The organism is Pseudomonas sp. 37 R 15, from assembly GCF_900004865.1.
GTDB classification, from domain to species: Bacteria; Pseudomonadota; Gammaproteobacteria; order Pseudomonadales; family Pseudomonadaceae; genus Aquipseudomonas; species Aquipseudomonas fluorescens_AM.
On the sequence record NZ_CVTV01000054.1, the window covers coordinates 87547 to 110783 of the forward strand.

Consider the following 23237-nt stretch of genomic DNA (forward strand, 5'->3'; position numbering starts at 1 on the left):
TGTCGACTATCGAGCCAGGTGATTTTTCCTCGGCGCCGGCGCACCGTAAGGTGACCTCCATAACGTTTGGAGGTACTTATGCCCACTGTTCAGATCATGTCCGTCATCGGCAGCGCCGTTCCCGCCCCTCTTCGCAAGCTGGGCCTGCTCGCCTGCTGGTACGTGGTCAGCGATGGCGAGCCCATCAGCGGCCCGCTCACCTCGTTATCCGATGCCCAGATGCAACGCCAGCTGGCAGCCGGCTACAGGCTTGAAGCCTAGGGCAGCGGCAGCTTGACGCGCGGCTTGGTTTCGACAAACAACGCCCAGCAGGACATGAACAGCGCCGCGACCAGCGGCCCGATCACGAAACCATTCAGGCCAAACACCGACAGCCCGCCCAGGGTCGAGATCAGGATCAGGTAATCCGGCATCTTGGTGTCCTTGCCCACCAGAATCGGGCGCAGTACGTTGTCCACCAGGCCGATCACGAACACGCCGAACAATGCCAGCACAACGCCCTGCCAGATCGAACCGCTCAACAGGAAGTAAGCGGCCACCGGCCCCCAGACAATCCCGGCGCCCACCGCAGGCAGCAGCGACAGAAACGCCATCAATACCGCCCAGAGCAACGCGCTGGGAATATCCAGGAACCAGAAGATCAAGCCCCCCAGCGCACCTTGGGTCACGGCTACCAGCACGTTGCCCTTGACCGTGGCCCGCACCACCCGGTTGAACTTGAGTTGCAGGCGACGCTTTTGCGGCTCGGCCAACGGCACCGCCGTGCGCACCTTGCGGACCAGCTCCGGGCCGTCGCGCAGCAGGAAAAACAGCAGGTACAGCATGATGAAGAAGCTCACCAGGAAATCGAACGTGCCCTGGCCGAAGCTGAACGCCTGGGAAGCGAAGAACTGGCTGCCCTGCATCGCGCCCTTGACCACCTTCTCGCGCAGGCCTTCCAGGTTGCCCATGCCAAAACGGTCCAGCAGGTGCTGGAAATACGGCGGCAGGAAATGCTTGAACTGCTCGATATAACCGGCCACATCCAACTTGCCGCTTTCGACGTTCTTATAGAGCGTGGCGCCCTCTTGCACCAGCAAGGCGCTGGTAATGATCACCGGCAAAATCGCGATCACCAGGCACACCAACAAGGTGGTCAGGGAGGTCAGGTTGCGGTTCCAGCCAAAGCGCTGTTGCAGGCGGCGCTGCATGGGCGCGAAGATGATGCCGAGGATTACCGCCCAGAACACCGCGCCGTAGAACGGCAGCAATATCCAGATAAAGGCGACAGTGACCAGGGCCAGGAGTAACAGCAAGGTCTTGAATTGCAGATTGGTTTGATTCATGTCCGATCCATGTCAAAAAAGCACGGGGCCGGTGTCGGCCCTGTTGCTTAGTCCGCAGCGCAACCTGGGAGTGCCCTGGTTTATCGAACAAGCATAGATCGGCTTAACCAGACGTGGATCAATGCATCGCGCCCTGCCCTGCACTACCCTCGCGCTTTTTTTGCGACGTACGCACCATGCCCCCGATAATCGCCCCCGAACTGCTCGCTCCCGCCGGCACATTGAAGAACATGCGTTACGCCTTCGCCTATGGCGCCGATGCGGTGTACGCCGGCCAGCCGCGCTACAGCCTGCGCGTGCGCAACAATGAATTCGACCACGCCAACCTGGCCCTCGGGATCCAGGAGGCCCAATCACAGGGCAAGCGCTTCTACGTGGTGGTGAACATTGCGCCGCACAACGCCAAGTTGAAGACCTTCCTCAAGGACCTGACGCCCGTGGTCGCCATGGGCCCGGATGCGCTGATCATGTCCGACCCGGGGCTGATCATGCTGGTGCGCCGGCATTTTCCGCAGATGCCGATTCACTTGTCGGTGCAAGCCAACACCGTCAACTGGGCCAGCGTGGAGTTCTGGCAGCAACAGGGCATCTGCCGGGTGATCCTGTCGCGGGAGCTGTCCCTGGAAGAAATCGGCGAGATTGGCCAGCAGGTGCCGGCCATGGAGCTGGAGGTGTTTGTGCATGGCGCCCTGTGCATGGCCTATTCCGGGCGGTGCCTGCTGTCGGGCTATATGAACAGGCGCGACGCCAACCAGGGTAGCTGCACCAATGCGTGCCGCTGGAAGTACCAGGCCAGCGCGGCGGTGGAAAATGCCACGGGTGAGATCGTCCAGGCCGTTGAACCGACGCTGGGCCTCGGTACGCCGACCGACCAGGTATTCCTGTTGCAGGAAGCCCATCGCCCCGATGAACAGATGCCCGCGTTCGAAGACGAACACGGCACCTACATCATGAACGCCAAGGACTTGCGCGCCGTGCAGCATGTGGAGCGCCTGACCCAGATGGGCGTGCATTCGCTGAAGATCGAAGGCCGCACCAAATCGCACTTCTATTGCGCGCGCACCACCCAGGTGTATCGCCGGGCAATCGATGATGCGGTGGCCGGTCGCGCCTTTGACCGCCGCTTGATGACCGACCTCGAATCCCTGGCCCAACGCGGTTACACCGAAGGCTTTCTGCGCCGCCATGTGCACGATGAATACCAGAACTACCAGCACGGCAGCTCCGTCTCCGAGCGCCAGCAGTTTGTCGGTGAACTGACCGGCGAACGCCGGGGCGAGCTGGCCGAGGTCAAGGTGAAGAACCGCTTCGCCGTGGGCAATCATCTGGAATTGATGACGCCGGCCGGCAACTTCCACTTTGACCTGGCCTCGTTGCATAACGCAAAGGGCGACGCCATTGAGGTAGCGCCGGGTGACGGGCACACGGTCTACGTGCCCTTGCCGGCCGAGGCGGGCCTGGATTTTGGCCTGTTGATGCGCGATCTGTGAACGATCAAATCCTGAACTGACCCACCAACTGCCCCAGGCGCTGCCCCAGATCCGCCAGGCTGCGGGACGTCTGGGCGCCGAGTTGGGTTTCATCGGCCACGCTGTCTACCGCCGCGGCAATCTGGTGCACGCTGCGGTTGATTTCCTCGGCCACGGCGGTTTGCTCTTCGGCGGCGCTGGCGATCTGCGCGTTCATGGAGTTGATGGTGCCGATCAACTGGGCCATGGTGTCCAGCGATGCCCCGGCCTGGTTGGCCTGGGACGAAGTGCCGTCACCGGCGTCGCTGGAGCGGCGCATGGCGTCCACGGCAGCCTCGGTGCCTTTTTGCAGGCGGTCGATCATGCCCTGGATTTCCTGGGTGCTGGTCTGGGTGCGGCTGGCCAGGGCGCGCACTTCATCGGCAACCACGGCAAAGCCCCGCCCGGCCTCACCGGCGCGCGCAGCTTCAATCGCTGCGTTCAACGCCAGCAGGTTGGTTTGTTCGGCAATCGAGCGGATCACGCCAAGCACGCTGACAATCGAAGACACGTCCTGCTGCAGACTGTCGAGGGACACCCCGCTGCTGCGGATATCGTTCACCAGCGCATGGATCTGCGCGATGCTGCCGTCCACTACGCGCTTGGCGGCCTGGCCCTCGGCATCGGTCTGCTGCGCGGCAACGGCAGCGCCCTGGGCACTGCGCGCCACTTCATGGGCGGCGGACGACATCTGATTGATCGCGGTGGCGACCTGGTCGGTTTCGTGACGCTGGCGTTCCATGGCGGTTTCCGAACGCTGGGCTTGCTCGGACACCTGGCTCACCAGGCCGGTGAGTTGCGCGGTCATTTCGGTGATCTGGCGGACCAGCCCGTGGACCTTGTCGACAAACCGGTTGAACGCGCCAGCCAGGTCGCCGAGTTCGTCCTGGCTGGTAATGGCCAGGCGGCGCGTCAGATCACCTTCGCCGGCGGCGATATCGTCCAGGTTGGCTTTCATCAGGCTCAGTGGGCGCAGGATCGTGTTGGCCACCAACAGGCCGACGGCGGCGATCACCAACAACACCACGGCCGCCACACCGAGGATGCTCAACAGCACGCCCTCCATGCGCTCGTGGACCTTGGCCTCGACCACCGCGACCTGGGCTTCGATGCCATCGAGGTTGACCGAGGTACCGATGACCATGTCCCACTTGGGCAGGTATTCGGTGTAGCCGAGCTTGGGCACCAGCTCGGTCTGGCCGGGCTGGGTCGAGCTGTATTGCAGGTAGTGGGTGCCGTCCTTGCCGACGTTGACCAGGTCGCGGTTGACGTAGACGCCGTTGGGGTCGCGGTTGTCCTTGAAGCTCTTGCCCACGCCGTCCGGACTGTTGCCCTTGAACAGGCGGATGGTCTCGGAATCGTAGCCGAAGAAGTAGCCGTCCTTGCCGTAGCTGGTGCTGGACAGCAACTTGACCACCTGCGCCCGCGCCACCGTATCACCGGGGGCAGCGGCGTCGTAGAGCGGCTTGATGGTGGTCATGACCACCTCGACATACCCTTTCAGGGTGGCCTTGGCGTCGTTGAGCAGGCGCTGGCGGGTTTCATCCACTTCGTTGCGCGCCTGGCCCTGCAGCATCCACACAGTGGTCAGGCTGATGACCAGGGCGAACAGCAGCACCGGCACGACGGCAAGGGACAGGACTTTGGCCTTGAGGCTCAGACGCATGGCTTTTCTCTCTTATTAGGGGCGACTTGAGAGGTTAGCGGCCAAATGCGTGATTTCTGTAGGAGCGAGCTTGCTCGCGAAGGTCGTCAACGATAACGCGTGCAGTCTGGATGAACGCGTTATCTGGGCGTTTTTCGCGAGCAAGCTCGCTCCTACAGTGAGGTGAGGGAGCTGATGTCAGAGCGTCATCGCCGCCAGCCAGCCAAACGCCAGCAGCGGTAGGTTGTAGTGCAGGAAAGTCGGCACCACGGTGTCCCAGATATGATGGTGCTGGCCGTCGATATTCAGGCCGGAGGTCGGACCGAGGGTGGAATCGGAGGCCGGTGAACCGGCGTCGCCCAACGCGCCGGCGGTGCCGACGATGCACACGATCGCCACCGGACTGAAGCCCAGTTGCACACACAACGGCACGAAAATCGCGGCCAGGATCGGCACCGTGGAAAACGACGAACCGATGCCCATGGTCACCAACAGCCCCACCAGCAGCATCAACAGCGCCCCTACTCCACGGCTATGGCCGATGAACGCCGCCGAGGTTTCCACCAGGGAGCGCACATCACCGGTGGCCTTGAGCACTTCGGCAAAGCCCGACGAGGCGATCATGATGAAGCCGATCATCGCCATCATCTTCATGCCTTCGGTGAACAGGTCATCGGTGTCGCGCCAGCGCACGATGCCCGACACCGAGAAAATCAGGAACCCGGCCAACGCACCGATGATCATCGAGTCCAGCCACAGTTGAATGATGAACGCCGAGGCAATCGCCAGGCCGGCCACCAGCAGGGTCAACGGGTTGTACTGCACCGCCACCTGCTCGACACGCTCGATTTTCTCCAGGTCGTACACGCGTTTTTTGCGATAGCTGATAAACACCGCCACCAGCAGCCCGACCACCATGCCCAGCGCGGGCAGGCTCATGGCATGGGTCACGTTGACCTGGCTGATGTCCACGCCGCTCTTGGCCACGTTGGCCAGCAGGATCTGGTTGAGAAAGATATTACCGAAGCCCACCGGCAGGAACATGTACGGCGTGATCAAGCCGAACGTCATGACGCAAGCGATCAGGCGGCGATCCAGTTGCAGCTTGGTCAGCACATATAGCAACGGCGGCACCAGCAGCGGGATGAACGCGATGTGAATCGGCAGGATGTTCTGTGAAGCGATCGCCACCGCCCAGAGCAGGCCGATCAGCAACCATTTGACGTGGTTGCCGCCGCTGGCTTCCTGGCGATCGACCAGCAACAGCGCTTTGTCCGCCAGGGCATGGGCCAGGCCGGACTTGGCAATCGCCACCGCGAAAGCGCCGAGCAAGGCGTAGGACAAAGCCACCGTCGCACCGCCACCCAAGCCGCTGTTAAACGCCTTGAGCGTGGCGTCGATCCCCAACCCCCCGGTCAAGCCGCCCACCAGGGCGCCCACAATAATGGCGATGACCACATGCACACGGGACAGGCTGAGCACCAGCATGGTGCCGACTGCGGCGATAACAGCGTTAATCATGGTTACCTCAAGACAGAAACATAAAAGACAGGCATGCCCGCGCCGCAGCGGCCATTGAAGGCGCTGCCGGCGTACGGGCTCAAAGAGGTCTTATTAGAGGGCGCGCACTTTGCAGCAGCCGGCCGGCCATGTCAAAAAGCTGTGACCCTGGGCAGGTTTAAATTGACTGTTTGAATAAAGAAAAACCGCGCGCAGCCGATAACGGTTTTTCTATGTGTATTCAGGTAAGGATGTCCCGATGTCGCTCAGGCAGCTCTCCATTCAATGGAAAATCACCCTGCTCGCGGGCCTTTGCCTGCTGGGAATCGTGACCCTGCTGGTGGGTCTTTCGCTGTATCGCATGGCGCAGAGTTCCGAGCAGGTCAAGGCTTCGAGCATGCAGATGCTCGATGAAGCCGCCCAGGCGCGTATCGAGGCTCAAGGTGAAGTGCAGGCGCTGGGCATTCGTCAGCAGTTCATGGATGCCTACCAATACGGCCATGGGTTTTCGCGTCAGGTGCTGTTTTTGCGCGAGCAGGCGGAAAAACGCTTTCTGGATGCTTTCGACACCCGCGAAGACCTGACCCGTCAAGTTCGCGCCGCACTGCAGGCCAACCCCGACCTGCTGGGTTTGTCCCTGGTGTTCGAAGCCAATGCGCTGGATGGCAAGGATGAACTTTTCGCCAACCAGGCGGAACTGGGCAGTAACGACAAAGGCCGCTTCGCCCTGTACTGGTCGCAACCGACGCCCGGCAAAATCACCTCCATGGCGCTGCCCGAAAGCGACATGACCGACACGTCCGTCAGCCCCAGCGGCGAAAAAGCCAACGCCTGGTTCACCTGCCCGCGCACCACCCTCAAGCCTTGCGTGATCGAACCTTACTTTTATGTGATCGACGGGCAGAACGTGCTGATGACCAGCATTGTCTTCCCGCTGATGGTCAACGGCAAAGTCATTGCCTCGTTATCCGTGGACATCAATCTCGACAGCTTGCAGGCCGTGAGCCAACAGGCCAGCCAGAAGCTCTACGACGGCCAGACCCTGGTCAGCATTCTGAGCCCGACCGGCTTGCTCGCCGGCTACAGCGCGGACGCCAGCAAGCTCAGCCAACGCCTGGACCAGGTCGACCCCGCCAGCGGCGCACAGTTGATCAGTGCCCTGGCGAGCGGCACCGAGATCCGCAGCCTGCGCACCGATCACCAGCTTAAAGTGCTGGCGCCCTTTGCACCGATCCCGGGCGGCAAACCCTGGGGCGTGCTGCTGGACGTACCGCAAAAAGTCCTGGTGGCGCCGGCCGAGGCGCTCAAAGTCCAGTTGGACGCCGACAATACCCGGGGCACCCTGCTCGAACTCGGCCTGGGCCTGCTGGCCGCCGTGATCGGTTTGATCCTGGTGTGGCTGATGGCACGCAGCGTGACCCGGCCGATCCTCGGCGTGGCGCATATGCTCGAGGATATCGCCAGCGGCGAAGGCGACCTGACCCGCCGCCTGGCCTACGACAAACAGGACGAACTGGGCCAACTGGCCGGCTGGTTCAACCGTTTCCTCGACAAGCTGCAGCCGATCATCGCCGAGGTCAAACGCTCGGTGCAGGACGCCCGCGGCACAGCCGACCAATCCGCCGCGATTGCCAGCGAAACCAGCGCCGGCATGGAGCAGCAGTATCGCCAGGTTGACCAGGTGGCCACGGCCTCCCACGAAATGAGCGCCACCGCCCAGGACGTCGCCCGCAGCGCAGCCCAGGCTGCGCAAGCGGCTCGCGATGCCGACCAGTCCACCCGCGACGGCCTGACCGTGATCGATCAGACCACCAGCAACATCGGCTTGCTGGCGGCTGACATGAGCACTGCCATGGCCCAGGTTGAGGGCCTGGCGGGCAACAGCGAAAAAATCGGCTCGGTGTTGGAAGTGATTCGTGGCATCGCCGAGCAGACCAACCTGCTGGCACTCAATGCGGCCATCGAGGCCGCCCGTGCCGGTGAGGCCGGCCGGGGTTTTGCCGTGGTGGCCGACGAAGTGCGCAACCTGGCACGGCGCACCCAGGAGTCGGTGGAAGAAACCCGCGTGGTGATCGAGCAATTGCAAAGCGGCACTCAGGAAGTCGTCGGTGCCATGGGCAACAGTTATCGTCAGGCTCAAGGCAGTGTCGAGCAGGTCGGCCAGGCGGTCACCGCGCTGCGCCAGATCGGTGACGCCGTCACCGTGATCAGCGACATGAACCTGCAAATCGCCAGCGCCGCCGAAGAGCAAAGCGCGGTGGCCGAGGAGATCAACAACAACGTGGCGACGATTCGCGACGTGACCGAGTCGCTGTCGGAACAGGCCAATGAATCGGCGCGGGTGAGCCGGGCGTTGAACAGTCTGGCGAATCAGCAGCAGGGGCTGATGGATCAGTTCCGGGTGTAACGACTCTGGTCCTGGCGCAGGTTCAATGTGGGAGGGGGCATTGCCGTCTGTAGGAGCGAGCCGCTCTTGATCTTGATCTTAGGCGCCCCGTTAAACCACGCTGGCCGAACGCAGGCTTGAATCCTTGGGCAACCCGGCAGGACGCCGGGTTAGCCGCCCCGCGCCATGGATGGCGCGTGGCGGCGGCCCACGGATTCAAGCCTGCGTTCGGGCACACCGAGCCTAAGCGAGGTGCCGAGTGGTGGGGCAAGAGCGTTTTGCTTACTTTTGCGCTGTTCAAAAGTGAGCCGCCGTAAGGGCGGAACCCATAGCAGCCATTACCGCAGAAACGGATATGTACTCGGTCTGATCCAACATCCTGGCCAGCCCGGAGGCCGCCATCGGGGGCAAGCCCCCTCCCACATTTGGATTGTGGAGCATTAGTAATGTGATCATAGGCTGACGAGTAGCAACGGGGGGCAAGTCGAATCGTCGCACCGCCCCTCGCACATTTTTAGATTGGCATTACCGCCTGGGCAATTCGATCAGCGCCTTGAGCCCGCCCAGCTCACTTTCCTGCAACTGCAGTACCCCGCCCCACACTTCGACAATATCGCGCACGATGCCCAGCCCCAGGCCGTGGCCGTCGATCTGTTCATCCAGGCGTGCGCCACGGCTGAACACCTGTTCACGCTGGATCTCTGGAATTCCCGGGCCATCGTCTTCGACCGTCAGCCGGTAGCCGTGCGGCGTCTCACTCACGCTCAGTCGAACTTCGGCGTCCGCCCATTTGCAGGCGTTGTCCAGCAGGTTGCCGAGCAACTCCAGCAGATCTTCCCGGTCCCAGGGCAGTTGCAGGCCGGGGGCGACATGGCAGCTGAGGTCCAGGTGTTCGCCGTGGATCATGCGCAGGGTGGCCAACAGCCCCGGCAGTTCCTTTTCACAGTCGAACAACGCACCCGGCAAGGTTTCACCGGCCAGGCGCGCGCGATTAAGCTCGCGGTTGAGGCGCTGCTGCACCTGTTCAAGCTGATCGCGCAATAACTTGCTCAACTGCGGCTGATCCCTGAGCGCCTCGCTCGACGCGGCACTCAGCATCACCGCCAATGGGGTTTTCAGCGCATGCCCCAGGTTGCCCAGGGCGTTGCGCGAGCGTTTGAGGCTGTCTTCGGTGTGCGCCAGCAAATGGTTGATCTGCGCCACCAGCGGCTCCAGCTCCAGCGGCACCTGGGTGTCCAATTGCGAACGCTGGCCCTGCTGCAATTGCGCAATCTGATTGCGCGCGGTTTCCAGCGGACGCAAGGCGCGGCGCACGGTGATGCGCTGCAACACCAACACCACCAGCAAAGCCGCCAGCCCCAGTACCAGGCCGATATGGCGCATCAGGCGAAAGCTTTCCCGTACCGGCGTGTAGTCCTGCGCCACGCTGATGGAGATCGGTTGGCCGAAGCGTTTGTAGTCCGAGCGCAATACCAACAGTTTCTGGCCTTCAGGCCCCAGTTGCAGGTTGCCCTTGAGCCCGGCCTCGGGAAGCGTCGGCAGTTCCTGGTCCCACAATGAGCGGGAGCGCCAGTGTGTGTCGGCAAAATCAATGCGGAAGTAGTGCCCCGAGAATGGCCGTTGATAGGCCGGTGACAGGCGCTGCTCATCCAGCTGTACGCCGTTGGGCCCACGCACCAGCGCCACCAGCAGGTTTTCGCTGTCGTTGCGCAGCCCCGCCTCCAGGTAGCGCTGCAAACCGGCCTCGAACAGCCACAGGCTGGTTTGCGCCAGCACTACGCCGACGATCACCATCACGCTGATCAACCCCAGGCTCAAGCGCCGTTGGATCGACTTCATGCAGGGCTGGCGCCAAACCGGTAACCCTGGCCGCGCCGGGTTTCGATCACACTGCGCCCCAGCTTGCGGCGCAGATGGTTGACGTGCACTTCCAGCACGTTGGAATCGCGCTCGGTCTCGCCGTCATAGAGATGCTCGGCCAGATGGCTTTTGGACAGGATCTGTTCGGGGTGCAGCATGAAATAGCGCAACAGGCGGAACTCGGCGGCCGTGAGCTGGATCTCGTCACCGTCGCGCAGCACGCACTGGCGGCCTTCGTCCAGGTGCAGGCCGGCGGCTTGCAGGGTCGGTTGGTTGGCATGCCCGTGGGCCCGGCGTAACAGCGCCTGGATGCGCAGGTGCAGCTCTTCGGGGTGAAAAGGCTTGCTCAGGTAATCATCGGCGCCGGCCTTGAGCCCCTCGATGCGTTCTGCCCAGGAATCGCGCGCCGTCAGCACCAGCACCGGCGTGGCCAGGCCAGCCGCGCGCCATTGCGCCAGCACGTCAAGCCCCGGCAAGCCCGGCAGGCCAAGGTCGAGGATGATCAGGTCATAGGGTTCGCTGCGGCCCTGGTACGCCGCGTCGCGTCCATCGGCCAGCCAATCGACGGCATAGCCTTGGCGCTGCAGGCCGGCGAGCAGCTCATCGGCCAGCGGGACGTTGTCTTCCACCAGAAGCAGGCGCATCAGTCTTCCTTATCTTTGATCAATGTACCGTCAGTGGCGTCGAGCTTGATTTCGCGCACGACGCCTTCGGTGGTCACCAGTTCCACTTCATAGGCGTATTGGCCATGCTTGAGCTCCAGCTCCGCCTCCAGCAGCCGGCCCCCAGGGTAGCGTGACATCGCCTTATGCAACAGGAGCTCCAGCGGCAGGATCACGCCCTGCTGTCGCAGCGCCAAGGCTTCATCCTGATTGAGGTCGCGAGCGGCCAGGCTTGAGCAAAAGGCCAGGAGCGCCAGCAGCACCAGACTACCGGCGCGTCGATATAGCGTCATTACGTGTCCTGATGATTCTTGAGAACGTGCCCGGTGAGCGCGTCCAATTCAACATCCCATTCAAGGCCGTGGGCATCTTCCAGTTCGACCTGGTAGATGTACTTGCCGTACTCCTCGTCCAGGTCGGTGCCCAGCAAGGTCGAACCCGGATGCAAAGCCAGGGCGGCGGCTTCAAGCTGATCGAAGGCAACAATTGTAACAGTGCCAGGCAATTTCAGTGGTTTGTCGGGGTCCATTGCCCAGGCCGGCGTGACCGAGGACGCAATGATACCGGCGGCGACCAGCGCTGTGAGGCGCTTCATGATAAGTCTCCGTTTCAGGATGTTTTTCCTACAACGGATTACGGTACGCGCGGCAACTTAACTGAAACTGAATTGCCACCATGGCAATTTGCTGGAGGCGCGCGCTTGCTCTCGCTGGCGCAGCGTTTATAAAGGTTCACGCGGCATCGTTGACATGTTTGGCGAGCTCGCGCCTACGATCGCTTTGACAGAGACCGGTATGACTGCAATCCACATCAAGTTCCCCGCCCTGACGCTCAAGGCCGGCAAACGCGCCTTTGCACGCATTCGTGAACAAGGCCTTGCCCCTGCTGACGTTGGCATCCTTCCGGGCGCGGCCGGCGGCCCCAAGGCCCTGGGCATACAAGGCCTGGACCTGGCGCTATTCGGCGACTGGCTGGCGCGCGCGCCTCGGGAGCGGGCGCTGATCGGTGCTTCCATCGGTTCCTGGCGGTTTGCCAGCGCTTGCCTGCCCGACCCGGTGCAAGGCTTGCTCGACCTGGGCCGCCTATATAACGAACAGCGTTTCGCCAAAGGCGTGACCATGGCCGAAGTCAGCCAGAGCTGTCAGCGCATGCTCGATGACCTGCTGGCCGGCCGCGATGCACACGTACTGAACAACCCCGACTATCGCCTGAACATCATGGTGGTTAAAAGCCATGGCCTGCTCGCCGATGACCATCGCGGCCGGCTGGGGCTGGGCCTGTCATCGGTGATTGCCGATAACCTGCGCGGCCGCGCACGGCTGTCGCGGCATTTCGAACGGCTGATCGTCCACGATCCCCGCCAAGCGCCGCCGGTGCATGCGCTGAAGGATTTCCCGTCGCGCTTCCTAGAACTGCAAATGGGCAACCTGCGCCAGGCGCTGCTGGCGTCCGGCTCGATTCCCATGGTGATGCAAGGTGTGCGCGACCTGCCCGGCGCAGGCGTCGGAACCTACCGCGACGGCGGCCTGTTGGACTACCACCTCGACCTGCCCTACCGCGGCGACGATATCGTGCTGTACCCGCACTTTACCGATCGCGTCATTCCGGGCTGGTTTGACAAGGGACTGCCGTGGCGACGCAGCAACCCACAAGGATTGCAGGATGTCCTGCTGCTGGCGCCGTCAAAGGACTACCTGGCCCGCCTGCCCCACGGCAAATTGCCGGACCGCAGCGACTTCAAGCGCTTCATGGGCGATGACCCGAGTCGCAACAGGTACTGGCAGACGGCAATGAGCGAGAGTCGGCGGTTGGGGGATGAGTTCCTGCAGTTGGCGGACAACGGTGGCCTGGGCGAGCGTTTGCAAGCACTTTGACCCAGCGGTATGCGCGGCGACAGGTCAAGCTGTTAAACTCGCCGCCTGCCAGATACCTGACCGAGCTGAAAATACCGTGGAAATCTTCAAAGAGTTTACGTTCGAATCCGCCCACCGCCTGCCCCACGTCCCGGACGGCCATAAATGCGGGCGCCTGCACGGGCATTCGTTCAAGGTGGCGATCCACTTGAGCGGCGACCTGGATCCCCATACCGGCTGGATTCGCGACTTCTCGGAAATCAAGGCGATTTTCAAGCCGCTCTACGAGCGTCTCGACCACAATTACCTCAATGACATCCCCGGCCTGGAAAACCCCACCAGCGAAGTGCTGGCCAAGTGGATCTGGATTGAATTGAAACCCTTGCTGCCGGAACTCAGCGCGATTCGCATCCATGAGACGTGCACCAGCGGGTGCATTTATCGCGGCGAGTAAGCGATCCAGCGTTGAAGAACCACCTGCGGGTGGTTTTTTTACGCCTGGCGCCACTGATCCAATTTGTTCCACGGCTGCACTGCTTTCGCGCTTGATAGGCCACCTGGAACCATCGCGCCGACCATCTCCCTGCGCTTGGCTGTCGATACACCGTTGCCGAAGGCTTGGCACGCTCGGTGCAACAGGCCTGCGTCATCATTCAGGGAGCAAGGCACATGACTCAGCAAGAATCCGGCAACGATTACCCGCTCAGTGAAGTGCCTCTGCATGCGCGCAAGGGCCTGGCGTCCACGGCCATGGTGCTGCTGGGGTTCACGTTTTTTACGGCAACGATGTTTGCCGGCGGCAAGCTGGGGGTGGCCTTCAGTTTTACCGGCATGCTCGGCGTCGTGGCCCTGGGTAACCTGCTGCTGGGTATATACGCCGCAGGGCTGGGGTACATCGCCTTCAAGAGCGGCCTGAACTCGGTATTGATGGGGCGGTTCTGCTTTGGTGAAATCGGCAGCAAGCTCAGTGACCTGATCCTCGGTTTCACCCAGATTGGCTGGTACGCCTGGGGTACCGCGACGGCCGCCGTGGTGCTGGGCAAGTATTTCGCATTAAGTCAGGGCAGCGTACTGGCCTTGATGGTGGTGTTTGGCCTGGTGTTCTGTGCGACCGCGTACGTGGGGTATCGCGGGCTGGAAATCCTGTCTTATATCGCGGTGCCCGCCATGGGCCTTTTGCTGTTGCTGTCGATGTGGGTCGCCACCGTGAAGGTCGGCGGGCTGGACGGCCTGCTGGCGGTGGTGCCGACCGCCGAGCTGGACCTGTCCACGGCGATCACCCTGGTGTTCGGCACCTTTGTCAGCGGCGCAACCCAGGCCACCAACTGGACGCGGTTCTCCCGCTCGGCCAGGGTCGCGGTGCTGGCCAGCCTGATCGGTTTTTTTATCGGCAACGGCCTGATGGTGCTGATCGGCGCCTACGGCGCGATCGTCTATCAGCAACCGGATGTGGTGGAAGTGTTGCTGTTGCAGGGTTTCGCCATGGCGGCGATGGCCATGTTGCTGCTCAACATCTGGAGCACCCAGGACAACACCATCTACAACTTCGCCGTCGCCGGTTGCAATCTGCTGCGCACCCGGCGGCGCAAAACCGTGACCCTGGCCGGTGCGGTGATCGGCACCCTGCTCGCCTTGCTGGGCATGTACGACATGCTCGTGCCGTACCTGATTCTGTTGGGCACGGTGATCCCGCCGATTGGCGGGGTGATCATGGCGGACTTCTTCTATCGCTATCGCGGCCAGTACCCACGCCTGGCAGATGCCCGCCTGCCCGCGTTCAACTGGCCCGGGCTGACGGCGTACGCGGTGGGTACGCTGCTGGCGTTCAACTCGCCTTGGGTTGCACCGCTCGTGGGGATCGCGGCCGCGTCGCTCACCTACATACTGCTCAGCGCCGTACTGCGCGTGCGCGCACCGCTGGCTGACGCCCAGGCATGAGCCTGAGCACCGCCAATGGTAATCTGACGGTCGCCTGATTGAATTTAGCCAAGAGGAACTTGACCATGCACATCATCAATGCCCGCCTGCGCGACCGTGAAGGCCTGCATGATCTGCACCTGGAATATGGCCGGATCGCCAGCATCACTGCGCAAACAGGCGTACCGATGTCAATGGCCGGCGACCTGGATGCCGCTGGCAACCTGGTGATCCCGCCCTTCGTCGAACCGCACATTCACCTGGATGCCACCCTCACCGCCGGCGAACCCCGCTGGAACATGAGCGGCACCTTGTTCGAAGGCATTGAATGCTGGGGCGAACGCAAAGCCACCATCACGGAGGAAGACACCAGGACTCGCGCGAAGAAAACCATCCAGGCCCTCGCCGCCCATGGTATCCAGCATGTGCGCACCCACGTCGACGTGACCGACCCGGACCTCACCGCGCTCAAAGCCATGCTGCAAGTGCGTGAAGAAAGCGCGCACCTGATCGATCTGCAAATCGTGGCCTTTCCCCAGGAAGGCATCGAGTCGTTCCGCAATGGCCGTGAACTGATGGAAGAAGCCATTCGCCTGGGCGCCGATGTCATTGGCGGCATCCCCCACTTCGAGTACACCCGCGATCAAGGGGTGAGTTCGGTGAAGTTCCTCATGGACCTGGCCGAACGCACCGGCTGCCTGGTGGACGTACATTGCGACGAAACCGATGACCCGCACTCACGCTTTCTCGAAGTGCTGGCCGAAGAAGCGCGCAGCCGCGACATGGGCGCCCGCGTCACTGCCAGCCACACCACCGCCATGGGCTCCTACGACAACGCCTACTGCGCCAAACTGTTTCGCCTGCTGGGTCACTCCGGCATCAGCTTCGTTTCCTGCCCCACCGAAAGTATCCACCTGCAAGGCCGCTTTGACAGTTTCCCGAAACGCCGAGGGGTCACCCGCGTCAACGAACTGCTCGAAGCCGGCATGAACGTGTGTTTCGGCCAGGACTCCATCGTCGACCCCTGGTATCCCTTGGGCAACGGCAACATCCTGCGGGTATTGGAAGCCGGTTTGCACATCTGCCATATGCTCGGCTACCGCAACCTGCAGAGCGCCCTGGACCTGGTCACCGACAACAGCGCCAAGGCCATGGCGCTCGGCGACCGCTACGGCCTGGCACCCGGCCGACCGGCCAACCTGTTGGTGCTGTCGGCAGACAGCGACTATGAGGTGATTCGCAGCCAGGGCCTGCCGTTGTATTCGATCCGCAACGGCAAGGTGCTGATGAAGCGTCAGCCGGCCCAGGTGGAATTTATGTAACACGGCGCTAGACGATCGAGTCGATGTCCAGCACTTGCACTTTGCCCAGGTCGCTGTGGACAGGTGAAGGGATACTGGCAACCTGGGCCAAGACTCGGTTTTCGCGGTGAGTGAACCAGCGCTTGAGGCCCTGTTGCAGGTGCGCGCCCTGGGCGTGGCTGCCGTACACATCGCGCCCATCGAGACGGCGCCAGCGCAGGCTGGCCAAGCGCTCGCGACTGGTATGCAAGCGGTCGATCTCTGCGTTCAAGGCGTCGTTATGCTCATGGCCACGGTCGTTGGCCGGGCGCATACGGGCAAGTTCGCGGCGCTTGGCCCTCAGTTGCTCGCGCATGTCTTCGAGCGCCCGATCAAGCAACTCGAACTCCCTCGCAGTGACCAGGGGACCCTGGCTATCCAGGGTTTGCTGCCAGCGTCGCAATGTCGCCCAGGCCGCAGGAATATAACTGGCGGTCATAAAGTGCTGGTTGGTTTGGAAGAGCTGCCTCAACAGGTTGTCGCGGTCGGGCATGTCGCCGTGCAACCGCAACGCCCGATTGCAGCCCAGTTCCTGGATCGATTCACAGCCAGGTTTCCACAGCACTGAAGAATGCGTGCCATCCGGGAGCGTGATGGGCATGAAGTGCTGTTGTTCGCCCTGGTGCTGGTAGGCATTCCCACCTACGCGCACCAGGCCTGCGACGAACAGCAAACCGCCGGCGGTGGGCGCACTGAACAAGGTGACAGCCCCCGGCACCCACAGTTTGGCAGTGGTGTTCATCCACGGCGCCGGGACACTGGGGACAGGGTCGTTATGGTTGACGATTCGGTGGTGAACCAGGGCGCGGGCGCCTGCGGTGAATTCGGAATCGGCGGCGCGGGGCGCGCCGTAGGTGTAGAGGAGTGGGTTGTAATGGGCGTCCGGGATTCGGCGCAGCCCTTCAGCCAGCAGCAAGGCAATCGCGCCGCCCAGGCTGTGGCCGCAGATGACAACGCGTTGACCTACATAGAATTGGTCGAGGTATTGCACTATGAAATCGCGCATCGCTCGGTAGGCCTGATAAAAGCCCTCATGCGCCTTGCCGACGCCGTCAGCGAAAGCCACTTGGTGGGCATTCGCATCGCGCAATGCGTCGGTCTTGCTGAATGTGCCTCTCACAGATATCAGAACCACCTCATCGTGGTGAGTGATAAAAGCCTGGGTGTCGGTACCATCTTTTTCGTCATCGAAAAAGTGCAAGCGCGCAGGGTGTTCCTGCTCTTCTTTCAGTTCTGGACGATTTTGCGGGTACAACTCAGGATCGAAGGGCAAGATTTCGAAGCGTTTTGAATAAGCGACTTCTTCATAAAGCGGATAAAAACGCTGAACTTGCTCCGGATCAATCTGCCAGACCTCGTGGTAGCCCGACAGCTGCTCGGCGAACAGGTTTCCAACACTGGGGTGCTGCGGGAATCGGACTTCATCCAAAGGATTTTTTGACGGCACCTGACCAAAATCGCAGTAGCTCATCGCAGCGAACAATGCCAGTTGATACAGGTTCAGGGCACAAAAGCTGTCTTGCGTCGACAGCATGGGGCGTAGCGCTCGCAGTGGCCGAACTTCGAGAGCAGTGTGGAGGTTAGGGTGTAGCACGATGCCCGCCAAGGTTGATTCGGGCGGCCCAAATCCCAGTTCGGCCAACACTTTCAAAACGTGGCGTTTGGGACGGTGCGCCCGTGATTCTACCGGCGGCAAGTGGGCGACATGGCGGACCAGGTCTCGGACTTCTACTTGATAGAACCGGTCAGCTTTCTGCTGTATCGGATTACTCTCGGTTCGTTGGCCATTGGCATTGGCGAACCGCGTTTGTTCAGCGCGGAACTGGAGATCAGTGATAGGCAGCGCATAAGTACGCCGCACCATTAACTGTTGATAACACTGTTCAACACCCGAATAGAGTTCGTCTAGTACGAGTACAACGGGGCCGCAGTGAATATTCTGTAATCTGGCGAATCCTTGACCGTCCAGCCTACCTTCGTATCGTTGTCCGACACTGTCATGAACGGTGTACCGCAGGCCGTCATACATTGTTCCCACACCATTTTCATCAACCAGACAAAAACTCAACCAGTGTCCTCGTAGGGCACAGGCCGGTTTACTGTCACTGAAAAAAGCTCGCGTCCTTGCGTCCTGTTTCATGAGTAGCCTCCTTGTTAATTACATGACGGATACACATCACAGATGCGACCATCCGGCATTTTTATAGGTTTGAAGTTAGTTTTATCGCCGTTACAGTGAGCGTACATATCTCCAACACTCTTTCCTCTGCAACGCTTCCATCCGCCGGGTACAGCTATCCAGTTATTATCAAAGGCAGGCCGCTCCTCATCCGCCACAGTCAACACCATCCTGAGTGTTTTCCCCGGTAACTGGTCGCGTTGCGCAACACCGCCTGGTTTCGCGTTTTGCTGCTGCCCCGCAGCATCCACCGAACGGCACTGCAGAATCTTCCTGATTCCATGCACAGGACCTAGCGTGCGAAACCACCACTGACACCTCCCCACGATCTGCTGAACCCCTGCCTCCGGCATGCCGGGTGTATCCAGACGATCTCTAATGAAAATGCGGGCAGAATCCCCTCCGATATCTGCATTGCGCGTCCCCCACTTCGCCGTGAAGTCGAACTCGACATTGGCCAATACCAACGGACATCCCTCCACCGTTTCACTCAACAGCAGCTCATAACTCACGCGGCTCGCCGACGGCGTGTAGTCAGTAAAAAATAATTTCCGCTCGGGCCGCTTGCCTCGTCGTTGCGGCAACGTACAGGTCTCACCCACGGCAGGTCGGTAATTAGCCGCCGTTTTAAGTTCAAACCCCGCCGGCAAATCCACCTCCAACGTAAAGCTATCCGCCGCCCTCCCCGCACACCCCGTTAGCCACACCATCCCAATGCCTAGCAACACTTTTCCCATCCACCTACGCATTCCCGAGCCCTTCTGTGCACCACTGTTCCCGCACCCGCTCAAAATGCTGCCCGGGTGCCTCCCCCTTCAGCGGCTGCCAGCGAATGACACTGCTCCGGGTCGCCTCCTCCAGCCGGCGCACCACCAGGAATTCAAGTTGCTCAGACGAACGCCATTGCCAGAGACGGGCCTGCTCGAGCACACCGGCCAACCAGATCCTGGGGTCGTGAAACTCCACCAGGGCCGCCAGGTCTTCACTGTGTTCGGCCAGCAGGTAGCGCAGGATATTGGCCTGGAGAATGGCCGACGCCTGGGGATTGGGCACCTGTAACCAGGGCGCGGGATCGGGCACCGGGTACTCACCCGGTGCGGGGTTGTCGTGGCTGCACCAACGTCCCTCATGCCAGCAGCACACGCTGGTCAGCGGGCCCAGGTAGACCGGCCATTGTTCTGCCGGCAGATACGCCAGGGCACGGGCCAGGGTGCGGTTGTCGTGAAAACGGTACAGAGCCTTTTCACCTTCTGACCCGACCAGCAGGCGCTCACGCCAATGTCGGGTCACACTGGCCAAGTCATCGTTGGGCAAACTGCCCAGCCACCCTCGATTTGCCTCAGGGTTTTGCAGAAGATTGGCCAACACAGGCTCGCCTGTCTGTTCCAATAGCAGGATCACCGGGCCCTTGCTTGCCAGCTCCGCTGCCGCGGTTTCAGCATAGAGCGGGCAATATTGCGAGAGGTCGCGAGCCGCCATGAGCGACTGGCAACGCTCGTTGCTGGCTTCGAGTATCAGGCACAGACGACGCCCCGCTTGTTGCTGATGCGCCATCCATTGATAAGGCACGTCCTGCATCACGCGGCCCTCCCGGTGCTATCGCATTGACCTTCGCGACAACGCTCGCATAGGGGGCAAAAATCCGCATCCAACTGGCCGGCCAAGTCTGTGATGAGGCCCTGTACGACCGAAACCTCAGGAATGCCCGCAACAGACGAAGGGCTGGCCGACCTTGCAGCGCATGGCGAACCGCCGACAGTGATCGGCCGGCTGCTGAAAATCCCGCCGGCCTGAATCTGCAAATACTCGCCGCCCGCCTTGAAACTCAACTGAGCGCCCGCATCGATGACAAGGCTGGCTCCCGCCTTCAGGTGAATCTGTTGGCCGGCTTCGATCACCATGACCTGGGCCACCTGGGTGTGGCTGTCGCCTTGCACGGCGAGGTGGTCGCTTGCCTTGAGCACAACCCTGCGCTCGCCCGTGATGTGGCGCTGCTCACCGCTCTCAAGACGAACCGTGCTCAAGCCTCGGATGACTTCACTGCGCTCACCGAGCACGTGCAAACGGCTGTCATGGCCCACGTGCTGCTCCAGATCGCGCTGGGCGCGCAGGTAGATCAGTTCCTCGCCACAGCGGTCTTCCAGGTGCAGCTCGTTGCTGCCCGCGCCACCTGGAACGCTGCAACTGCGCAACACGCTGCGGGTCTTGTACTGCGGCAGGGAAAAGGCCGGCATGTGCGATGCGTTGGGCAGGCAACCATTGATCACCGGCTGGTCCGGGTCACCCTCCAGGAAGGTCACCAGCACCTCCATGCCCACCCGTGGAATCATCATGGCGCCAAACCCGGAACCGGCCCAACCGGTTGCGACCCTCACCCAGCAGCTGCTTTTATCATCCGACCTGTCCAGCCGATCCCAATGAAACCGCACCTTCACGCGACCGTACGCGTCGCAGTGCACCTCCTCGCCCGCGGGCCCCGTAACAGTTGCCGTCTGGCTGCCATTGATGGAGGCCTTGGGATGTTTGAGGGGGGGCCGATGCACGGCACGCCAAGGGGTCGCGGTGAAACGGTTGCGATACCTCACGAAGGCGTCCGTATCGCCTGCCGCTTCCTCCAGGACCTGTGGCTGATAGCCTTCATGGCGCACCCAGGTGAGCAACCACAAGTCATTGCAGGTCGGATCCGGATGATCTTGCAACGCAAGAAAGTGACCACTGCGCAACAGGGGCTGGTCACTGCTGCCCAACGCGCGATGGCGGTCGGACTGATGCCGCTCCAGACTGCGACGCGTCAATTGCGCCCCGCGTGCACGCCGGGTGAAACCTGCCGGGTAACGGTAGTCCTCAAGGTCTGTGCCCGGTGCACCGCCAGAGACGTCGTGAAGCCGCAGCGACGGGTGTTCGAAGTCGTGATCCCGGCGCACTGTTCGCCGACTGCGGGTTTCCAGGCGTATATCGAAGCGCTTGACGCCGTTGGCTGCGGCCAACGGATCAAGCGTCGAGCAGTATCGCTGCATCGGCAGGCGCTGAAACACCGTCTGATCATCACCAAACACCAGTAAATGACCGTTGGCACTATGACGGAAGTGGTAATGGATACCCTCTTCCTCGCACAGTCGCTGAATGAAGTGCAGATCAGTTTCCCCATACTGCACGCAAAACAGCCGCGGCGGATAAATCACCGGGCCGAGCTCGAAGGCGTAGGCATCTGCGAGGATGCCGTGTTGCGCAAGCACGCTGGCTATAATCTGCGGCACGCTACGCTGCTGGAAAACCCGCTGGTCAAGGCGATGGGCGAGGCAGGCCAAGCGGGGCGCGAGCGTGAGGTGGTAATGGGTGAGCCGGGCCCCCGCGGCATCACGGCCGATGGCGTAGACCACCCCGTGCAGGCCTTGATCCGTTGCGCCCAGATCCAGATAGGCCGGCTGATGCAGCAACGCCTCCAGCTCCAGGTCAGGGTTTTCACTGACGACTTGCACCTGTATGAAATACGGCTGATCAAGACACTCACTGCCTTCGAAAGCGAGTACCTGCAAATTGGCAGTACAGCCTGAAATCATTAATTTGAAACGTGACGAAACAAACGCGTCAACCATCCGTTGTTACCCGCCATCAATAACCCGCTGATTAAAAGCTCTCCCCGTTGATTGCTGGAACGCTGACCGAGAAAAAGCGCCTGAACGCTCTGAAGCTTAGCGATTTCAGGAAAAAAACGGCTCTTTGAAAATAAAACAGAAGATTCGTACGGCGAGAATGGAAGCGTCTTTTACCAAGCCTCGCCCGCTGATCCCGACGGAACCCGGCTCGCCCGACGAGGCCTGATATGCAAGGATGTCGCGCCGGACATCGTTCGTTGAACGCAACGCCAAGGATTATTCATGACTGCCATCCCCACTTCCGCCCCCGTGGTTCCCGGGCGGCTGGAGCAAATGTCCACCCGCATCGCTTTTTTCATCGCCGGCTTCGGTATCGCGGCCTGGGCGCCGCTGGTGCCGTACGCCAAGGCACGCGCGCAACTCAACGAAGGCACGCTTGGTCTGTTGTTGTTGTGCCTGGGGGTCGGATCGATTCTCGCCATGCCCGTGGCAGGGGTGTTGGCGTCGCGCTTTGGCTGCCGGCGCGTGTTGACCGCCGGCACGATCATGATCTGCCTGGCGCTGCCGATGCTGGCCACCGTGAGTTCGATTCCGCTGTTGATGGCGGGGTTGTTCCTGTTTGGCGCAGGGCTGGGTACCGTGGATTCGACCGTCAACCTGCAAGCGGTGATTGTTGAACGAGCCAGCGGGAAAACCATGATGTCGGGCTTCCACGGCTTGTTCAGCCTGGGCGGCATCGTGGGTGCGGCGGGGGTCTCCGGCCTGCTGGGGCTGGGCTTGTCGCCGCTGCAGGCAACCCTGGTAGTGATCGTCATCATGGTAGTGGCGCTGCTCAAGGCCGCGCCCCATTTACTGCCCTACGGCAGTGAAAGCTCGGGGCCGGCGTTTGCCATTCCCCATGGCGTGGTGCTGTTTATCGGCTGCCTGTGTTTCATCGTCTTCCTGGCTGAAGGCGCGGTACTGGACTGGAGCGCGGTGTTCCTGAGTGCCGAGCGCGGGCTGGACGCAGCGTATGCAGGCCTGGGCTACGCGGCATTCGCCCTGACCATGACCGCCGGGCGCCTGACCGGTGACATTATTGTGCGGCGCCTGGGCGCTACCCGAGTGATCGTGGGCGGTGGCACGCTGGCAGCGGCCGGTGTGTTCCTGGCGACGCTCTCCCCTGCCTGGGAAATGGCGCTGCTCGGGTACGCGTTGGTGGGCGCCGGGTGCTCCAATATCGTCCCGGTGCTCTATACCGCTGTCGGCAAGCAGAGCGTGATGCCGGAACACATTGCCGTACCCGCCATTACCACGCTGGGCTACGCAGGCATCCTGGCAGGGCCGGCAGTGATCGGGTTCATTGCCCATGGCAGCAGCATGGCAACCGCCTTCCTGCTGATCGGTGGTTTGCTGGTGGCGGTGGCGATCAGCGGAAGGATACTGCGCGTATAAATTCGCCTGTATGAGCGGCTTGATTCATGCAA

Annotated in this window: 20 protein-coding genes and 2 pseudogenes; 10 read left to right on the forward strand and 12 right to left on the reverse strand. The window is 61.6% G+C overall.

The genetic code is table 11. From position 1 onward, the window contains the following. The first annotated feature begins 78 nt into the window (after positions 1-78). Positions 79-261 (forward strand): hypothetical protein, encoded by a 183-nt coding sequence (locus BFQ04_RS20265; protein WP_065952283.1) that lies wholly within the window; start codon positions 79-81, stop codon positions 259-261. Here BFQ04_RS20265 and BFQ04_RS20270 read toward each other — a convergent pair. Next, positions 258-1325 carry an AI-2E family transporter gene (locus BFQ04_RS20270; protein ID WP_065884058.1) on the reverse strand — a complete coding sequence of 356 codons (1068 nt, stop codon included), beginning with the start codon at positions 1323-1325 and terminating at the stop codon, positions 258-260. The genes BFQ04_RS20265 and BFQ04_RS20270 overlap by 4 nt on opposite strands. A gap of 176 nt (positions 1326-1501) precedes the next feature. Here BFQ04_RS20270 and yegQ point away from each other — a divergent pair, with 176 nt between their 5' ends. After that, positions 1502-2815, forward strand: coding sequence for a prephenate-dependent tRNA uridine(34) hydroxylase TrhP (gene yegQ / locus BFQ04_RS20275; protein WP_065952284.1), 1314 nt, complete (start codon positions 1502-1504; stop codon positions 2813-2815). A gap of 4 nt (positions 2816-2819) precedes the next feature. Here yegQ and BFQ04_RS30485 read toward each other — a convergent pair whose 3' ends face one another. The 3 genes and pseudogenes from BFQ04_RS30485 to BFQ04_RS20285 all read right to left on the reverse strand — a co-directional run bounded on the left by BFQ04_RS30485 (position 2820) and on the right by BFQ04_RS20285 (position 5996). Beyond that, positions 2820-3641, reverse strand: coding sequence for a methyl-accepting chemotaxis protein (locus BFQ04_RS30485; RefSeq protein ID WP_371914527.1), 822 nt, complete (start codon positions 3639-3641; stop codon positions 2820-2822). A 36-nt stretch (positions 3642-3677) separates the two neighbouring features. Further along, positions 3678-4499 (reverse strand): annotated as a pseudogene (locus BFQ04_RS30490) (cache domain-containing protein); the annotation flags it as partial. Positions 4500-4676: 177 nt separating this feature from the next. Next, positions 4677-5996, reverse strand: a complete 1320-nt coding sequence (locus tag BFQ04_RS20285) for a Na+/H+ antiporter family protein (protein WP_162276158.1) — start codon at positions 5994-5996, stop codon at positions 4677-4679. 460 nt (positions 5997-6456) lie between these two features. On the opposite strand from BFQ04_RS20285, the pseudogene BFQ04_RS30495 reads away from it, so the two are divergent. Both BFQ04_RS30495 and BFQ04_RS30500 read left to right on the forward strand, forming a co-directional pair. Then, positions 6457-7527 (forward strand): annotated as a pseudogene (locus BFQ04_RS30495) (HAMP domain-containing protein); the annotation flags it as partial. 102 nt (positions 7528-7629) lie between these two features. After that, a complete protein-coding gene (locus tag BFQ04_RS30500) occupies positions 7630-8385 on the forward strand; it encodes a methyl-accepting chemotaxis protein (RefSeq protein WP_371914528.1) in 756 nt (251 codons plus the stop codon). Positions 8386-8889: 504 nt separating this feature from the next. Here BFQ04_RS30500 and BFQ04_RS20295 read toward each other — a convergent pair. From BFQ04_RS20295 to BFQ04_RS20310, 4 genes are read right to left on the reverse strand one after another with little or no spacing between them, the layout of a single operon-like run. Further along, positions 8890-10203 (reverse strand): sensor histidine kinase, encoded by a 1314-nt coding sequence (locus tag BFQ04_RS20295; protein ID WP_065952287.1) that lies wholly within the window; start codon positions 10201-10203, stop codon positions 8890-8892. Continuing rightward, a complete protein-coding gene (locus BFQ04_RS20300; RefSeq protein WP_065952288.1) occupies positions 10200-10868 on the reverse strand; it encodes a response regulator transcription factor in 669 nt (222 codons plus the stop codon). Before BFQ04_RS20300 ends, BFQ04_RS20295 begins: the two co-directional genes overlap by 4 nt. Next, on the reverse strand, positions 10868-11179 hold the full coding sequence (locus tag BFQ04_RS20305) for a PepSY domain-containing protein (RefSeq protein WP_065932885.1): 312 nt from the start codon (positions 11177-11179) through the stop codon (positions 10868-10870). Before BFQ04_RS20305 ends, BFQ04_RS20300 begins: the two co-directional genes overlap by 1 nt. Then, positions 11179-11481 carry a PepSY domain-containing protein gene (locus tag BFQ04_RS20310; protein WP_057726273.1) on the reverse strand — a complete coding sequence of 101 codons (303 nt, stop codon included), beginning with the start codon at positions 11479-11481 and terminating at the stop codon, positions 11179-11181. Before BFQ04_RS20310 ends, BFQ04_RS20305 begins: the two co-directional genes overlap by 1 nt. A 199-nt stretch (positions 11482-11680) precedes the next feature. On the opposite strand from BFQ04_RS20310, the gene BFQ04_RS20315 reads away from it, so the two are divergent. The 4 genes from BFQ04_RS20315 (at position 11681) to codA (ending at position 15978) form a co-directional block, all read left to right on the forward strand. Continuing rightward, complete coding sequence (locus BFQ04_RS20315; RefSeq protein WP_065952289.1) at positions 11681-12760, forward strand: patatin-like phospholipase family protein; 1080 nt, start codon at positions 11681-11683, stop codon at positions 12758-12760. A gap of 76 nt (positions 12761-12836) precedes the next feature. Further along, on the forward strand, positions 12837-13193 hold the full coding sequence (gene queD / locus BFQ04_RS20320; RefSeq protein ID WP_065952290.1) for a 6-carboxytetrahydropterin synthase QueD: 357 nt from the start codon (positions 12837-12839) through the stop codon (positions 13191-13193). Positions 13194-13408: 215 nt separating this feature from the next. Next, positions 13409-14677: a cytosine permease gene (gene codB, locus BFQ04_RS20325; protein WP_065952291.1), complete on the forward strand. Its 1269-nt coding sequence runs from the start codon at positions 13409-13411 to the stop codon at positions 14675-14677. A 65-nt stretch (positions 14678-14742) separates the two neighbouring features. Beyond that, complete coding sequence (codA, locus tag BFQ04_RS20330) at positions 14743-15978, forward strand: cytosine deaminase (protein ID WP_065952292.1); 1236 nt, start codon at positions 14743-14745, stop codon at positions 15976-15978. 7 nt (positions 15979-15985) lie between these two features. On the opposite strand, the gene BFQ04_RS20335 is transcribed toward codA, so the two are convergent. After that, the gene (locus BFQ04_RS20335; protein WP_256544599.1) at positions 15986-17530 is read right to left on the reverse strand and encodes a lipase family protein; all 1545 of its coding nucleotides are present in this window, start codon (positions 17528-17530) and stop codon (positions 15986-15988) included. A 171-nt stretch (positions 17531-17701) separates the two neighbouring features. Here BFQ04_RS20335 and BFQ04_RS30100 point away from each other — a divergent pair, with 171 nt between their 5' ends. After that, positions 17702-17863 carry a hypothetical protein gene (locus BFQ04_RS30100; protein ID WP_256544600.1) on the forward strand — a complete coding sequence of 54 codons (162 nt, stop codon included), beginning with the start codon at positions 17702-17704 and terminating at the stop codon, positions 17861-17863. A gap of 287 nt (positions 17864-18150) precedes the next feature. On the opposite strand, the gene BFQ04_RS20340 is transcribed toward BFQ04_RS30100, so the two are convergent. The 3 genes from BFQ04_RS20340 to tssI are packed head-to-tail and all read right to left on the reverse strand — an operon-like array spanning position 18151 to position 21771. Continuing rightward, positions 18151-18924 (reverse strand): hypothetical protein, encoded by a 774-nt coding sequence (locus BFQ04_RS20340; protein WP_065952294.1) that lies wholly within the window; start codon positions 18922-18924, stop codon positions 18151-18153. After that, positions 18917-19753 carry a DUF4123 domain-containing protein gene (locus tag BFQ04_RS20345; RefSeq protein ID WP_065952295.1) on the reverse strand — a complete coding sequence of 279 codons (837 nt, stop codon included), beginning with the start codon at positions 19751-19753 and terminating at the stop codon, positions 18917-18919. The genes BFQ04_RS20340 and BFQ04_RS20345 overlap by 8 nt, the downstream gene beginning before the upstream one ends. Beyond that, positions 19753-21771, reverse strand: a complete 2019-nt coding sequence (gene tssI, locus BFQ04_RS20350) for a type VI secretion system tip protein TssI/VgrG (protein WP_065952296.1) — start codon at positions 21769-21771, stop codon at positions 19753-19755. The genes BFQ04_RS20345 and tssI overlap by 1 nt, the downstream gene beginning before the upstream one ends. A 282-nt stretch (positions 21772-22053) precedes the next feature. On the opposite strand from tssI, the gene BFQ04_RS20355 reads away from it, so the two are divergent. Then, complete coding sequence (locus BFQ04_RS20355; RefSeq protein WP_065952297.1) at positions 22054-23205, forward strand: MFS transporter; 1152 nt, start codon at positions 22054-22056, stop codon at positions 23203-23205. Positions 23206-23237: the final 32 nt, after the last annotated feature.

Bases quoted from the DNA above. Each gene is read 5' to 3' on its own strand.
- BFQ04_RS20265 (WP_065952283.1), top strand. From the start codon at position 79: ATGCCCACTGTTCAGATCATGTCCGTCATCGGCAGCGCCGTTCCCGCC.
- BFQ04_RS20270 (WP_065884058.1), bottom strand. From the start codon at position 1,325: ATGAATCAAACCAATCTGCAATTCAAGACCTTGCTGTTACTCCTGGCC.
- yegQ (WP_065952284.1), top strand. From the start codon at position 1,502: ATGCCCCCGATAATCGCCCCCGAACTGCTCGCTCCCGCCGGCACATTG.
- BFQ04_RS30485 (WP_371914527.1), bottom strand. From the start codon at position 3,641: ATGACCGCGCAACTCACCGGCCTGGTGAGCCAGGTGTCCGAGCAAGCC.
- BFQ04_RS30500 (WP_371914528.1), top strand. From the start codon at position 7,630: ATGGAGCAGCAGTATCGCCAGGTTGACCAGGTGGCCACGGCCTCCCAC.
- BFQ04_RS20295 (WP_065952287.1), bottom strand. From the start codon at position 10,203: ATGAAGTCGATCCAACGGCGCTTGAGCCTGGGGTTGATCAGCGTGATG.
- BFQ04_RS20300 (WP_065952288.1), bottom strand. From the start codon at position 10,868: ATGCGCCTGCTTCTGGTGGAAGACAACGTCCCGCTGGCCGATGAGCTG.
- BFQ04_RS20305 (WP_065932885.1), bottom strand. From the start codon at position 11,179: ATGACGCTATATCGACGCGCCGGTAGTCTGGTGCTGCTGGCGCTCCTG.
- BFQ04_RS20310 (WP_057726273.1), bottom strand. From the start codon at position 11,481: ATGAAGCGCCTCACAGCGCTGGTCGCCGCCGGTATCATTGCGTCCTCG.
- BFQ04_RS20315 (WP_065952289.1), top strand. From the start codon at position 11,681: ATGACTGCAATCCACATCAAGTTCCCCGCCCTGACGCTCAAGGCCGGC.
- codB (WP_065952291.1), top strand. From the start codon at position 13,409: ATGACTCAGCAAGAATCCGGCAACGATTACCCGCTCAGTGAAGTGCCT.
- codA (WP_065952292.1), top strand. From the start codon at position 14,743: ATGCACATCATCAATGCCCGCCTGCGCGACCGTGAAGGCCTGCATGAT.
- BFQ04_RS20335 (WP_256544599.1), bottom strand. From the start codon at position 17,530: ATGCTGTCGACGCAAGACAGCTTTTGTGCCCTGAACCTGTATCAACTG.
- BFQ04_RS30100 (WP_256544600.1), top strand. From the start codon at position 17,702: ATGGCGGACCAGGTCTCGGACTTCTACTTGATAGAACCGGTCAGCTTT.
- BFQ04_RS20340 (WP_065952294.1), bottom strand. From the start codon at position 18,924: ATGCGTAGGTGGATGGGAAAAGTGTTGCTAGGCATTGGGATGGTGTGG.
- BFQ04_RS20345 (WP_065952295.1), bottom strand. From the start codon at position 19,753: ATGCAGGACGTGCCTTATCAATGGATGGCGCATCAGCAACAAGCGGGG.
- tssI (WP_065952296.1), bottom strand. From the start codon at position 21,771: ATGGTTGACGCGTTTGTTTCGTCACGTTTCAAATTAATGATTTCAGGC.
- BFQ04_RS20355 (WP_065952297.1), top strand. From the start codon at position 22,054: ATGACTGCCATCCCCACTTCCGCCCCCGTGGTTCCCGGGCGGCTGGAG.